General features: G+C 54.7%; 3 protein-coding genes. 2 read left to right on the top strand and 1 reads right to left on the bottom strand.

The features are described 5' to 3' along the window. Window positions 1-1,073, bottom strand: a 1,073-nt coding sequence (locus R6V78_RS19270) for an efflux RND transporter periplasmic adaptor subunit (RefSeq protein ID WP_410291016.1), incomplete at its 3' end; no start/stop codon positions are given. Between the two features lie 232 nt (window positions 1,074-1,305). On the opposite strand from R6V78_RS19270, the gene lpdA reads away from it, so the two are divergent. Beyond that, a complete protein-coding gene (gene lpdA, locus R6V78_RS19275) occupies window positions 1,306-2,688 on the top strand; it encodes a dihydrolipoyl dehydrogenase (RefSeq protein WP_410291017.1) in 1,383 nt (460 codons plus the stop codon). 23 nt (window positions 2,689-2,711) lie between these two features. Then, on the top strand, window positions 2,712-3,021 hold a 310-nt coding region (locus tag R6V78_RS19280; protein WP_410291018.1), incomplete at its 3' end, for a hypothetical protein.

Below are 3,021 nucleotides of genomic sequence, written 5' to 3' on the forward strand. Positions count from 1 at the left end.
GGCGAAAGTCCCTCCACAACCTCGGTCCAGTCCCAGTTGGATAGGCCAATGCGAATTTCCCGCATGGCGATGGTTTTTTCCGCTGCAAGGAACACGTACACCCGCCGACCATCCATAACCGCTTCGGTGGGAACACGCACCACATCCTTTCGCACATCCAGAATCACTTCAATGTCGGCACTGTAGCCGGCCAGCAGATTCCTGATATCCTGAGGATTGTTGAATGATACCTCCACATCCACCGTACGGGCCTGTTTTTCGACATCGAGCACATAATCGGCGATTCTTCGAACCCGGCCGTCAAACCGGCGTTCGCCAAACGCATCCATGCTGATGCGGGCGGGCATATTGACACGGATATCCGCTGCATCCACCTCATCAATGGGCGCAATAACATAAAAACAATTGCTGCCGATGATGTCCACCGCAGGCGGCGTGGCAACCCCCAGAGGCGAGGGCGTTACATATTCGAACAATTCTCCGTTTATTTCAGCGACCACCCCATCGAAGGGCGCCGTCAGACGTGTACGTTCCAGACCGGCTCTCGCCGCCTCAAGCTGAGCACCCCGAACGGCCACCTCGACTTTGGCCCCTTCGCACTCATCCTGCAAGGCATTGGCTTCGGCTTCGGCGTTGTCCGTACGCTCCTGTGTCCCGATATTCATCCGGCTCAACTCTGAAAAGCGGTCGGCATTTCGCCGGGCTATATCGGCCCGTGAGCAGACGGACCCGGCGCGGTAGCGGGCAGCGACCGTTTCTTGCTCTGCAAAAGTCACCTGGGCCACCAGATCCTTGTTCCAAAGTTCCAGCAACAGCTGCCCTTTTCGGACCGTGTCCCCCGCTTTTATCGGCAGATTGGCGATCTGCCCGCCGATACTCGGCGAAAGCTTAGCCCGGCGGCAGGCCTTGATGGTTCCTGCCCGTGTATTGGCGACGGTTCGCTCCACCATACCGAGGGTGACTGCCTTAACAGCCACGTCTAGCGGTTTGGGACGCGTGTAATGCCAAACACCGTAAACAATCAGGCTGAGAATACATAACACGATAAAAATGTTCATCATGCGTTTGCGCATATGTCACCCGATTTCCGGCTTTGCCCCGATGGTACCCCGTCAGTGCTTATATGGATCGAAGTTGAGCGAAAATGTTTCTGATATATAAAGGTGAACATACCATGCCACGGGCGCTAGATCAAAAAAAATGATCGGTCCGCCAGTGGCCCCTTGAAGGCTATTTTTCATTGCCATAAAAATTTTTATCATTTAGATTCACGGAATAATAAACGAGTGCGAAGGAGTTGTAAACATGGAAGCATTTGATGTCATCGTCATTGGCGGTGGTCCCGGCGGCTATGTAGCCGCGGTTCGTGCCGGCCAGCTCGGGTTTAAAACCGCGTTGGTGGAAAAAGAACACCTGGGGGGCACCTGCCTGAACTGGGGATGCATTCCCACCAAGGTGCTTCTGCGAAACGCTGAAGTGATTCACCTGCTGTCAAAGGGCCGAACCTTCGGCTTTAACTTTGACAACCTGTCCATTGATTATGAAGCTGCCTACAAACGCAGCCGCAGCATCGTGAGCCGGCAGACCAAGCGGGTGGCGCTTCTCATGAAGAAAAACGGCATCGCGGTTTATGAAGGAAGCGCGCGTTTAAAAAACGAAGATGAAGTCGTTGTCGAACCCTTCGGCGATATCCTGACCGCAAAGTCCATCATTGTTGCCACCGGTGCAAAACCGCGTCCGTTTCCCGGCGCCGGCTTTGATCATGAAAAAATCATCAACTTTCGCGACGCCCTTTCCTTAACAAGCCTTCCCGCTTCCGCAACCATCATCGGCGCCGGTCCCATCGGCATGGAATTCGCGACCATTTGGAACCGTTACGGCACTCGAGTGACCGTTGTCGAGATGATGCCCCATGTTCTGCCCCTTGAAGACGAAGCCATCAGCATCGAGGCTGAAAAACAGTTCAAACGAAGCGGCATTAGCATTAAAACCGGCGCGGCGGTGAAAGAAATAACCATTTCCCCCGGCGGCGTGGAGACCACGGTATCCGTCGGCGAGAACACCGCGGTTCTTTCTTCGAAAGTGGTGCTGGTTTCCATCGGATTTGCAGCCAACAGCGGCGGCATCGGCCTTGGAAAACTCGGCGTGGCCCTCACCCGCAGCAACATTGAGGTCGACCATTCAATGCGCACCAGCATACCCGGGCTCTATGCCATCGGCGATGTGACCGGCAAGATGGGCCTGGCCCACGTGGCTTCAGCCCAGGGCCTCATCGCTGCCGAAACCATTGCTGGCAGACAGACCCACAGCCTATCCTACACGGACATTCCACGGTGCACCTATGCCCAGCCTGAAGTCGCTTCCGTGGGATTGACCGAAAAACAGGCAAGAGAAAAAGGATACAACATTGCCATTGCTCAGTGCCCCTTTGCCGCCAACGCTAAGGCCATGGCCATGGATGACAATACGGGATTTGTCAAAATCCTTGCCGATCAAAAAAACGGCAGGATTCTGGGTGTCCATCTGGTGGGGGGACATGTCACCGAACTGGTGGCCGGCCCCACCGGTATGATCACCCTGAAATCCCGCGCGGAAGATATGGCTGAAACCGTTTATCCACACCCAACCCTGAGCGAAGCGATGATGGAAGCCGCCCACGCGCTCTGCGGGCATGCAATTCATATATAAAGCAAGGATCATCTCCCGATTGGGTGCGACATGGTGACAAAAGAAACCCGGCGGCAGTCATCAAAAGCGGTAAAGACGGTGAAGGAACGTTGAAAACACGAAAAGATATGATCAAGCCCAAGCCTGAATTGTTACACATCTGGCCGCAGTGTCGGAGCTGCATTCTGGGGATGGTCCGGGACGCATTTTCAATGATGGAGACTGCGGATGCCGCTATACTGCAGCAAGTCAATGATTTTGCCGAAGGGGTTCTGAGCGAAGCATTCGAGAAAGGCTGGCCCTCTCCTGTTACTGCCAACAGGATACTGGCCGAACAAAAGCGTCTTACGGGCG

This window comes from Desulfosarcina sp., from assembly GCF_046496365.1.
Lineage (GTDB): Bacteria > Desulfobacterota > Desulfobacteria > Desulfobacterales > Desulfosarcinaceae > Desulfosarcina.

What these genes read in the sequence shown, in the direction of transcription:
- lpdA (WP_410291017.1), top strand. Translation starts at nt 1,306, where the DNA reads ATGGAAGCATTTGATGTCATCGTCATTGGCGGTGGTCCCGGCGGCTAT.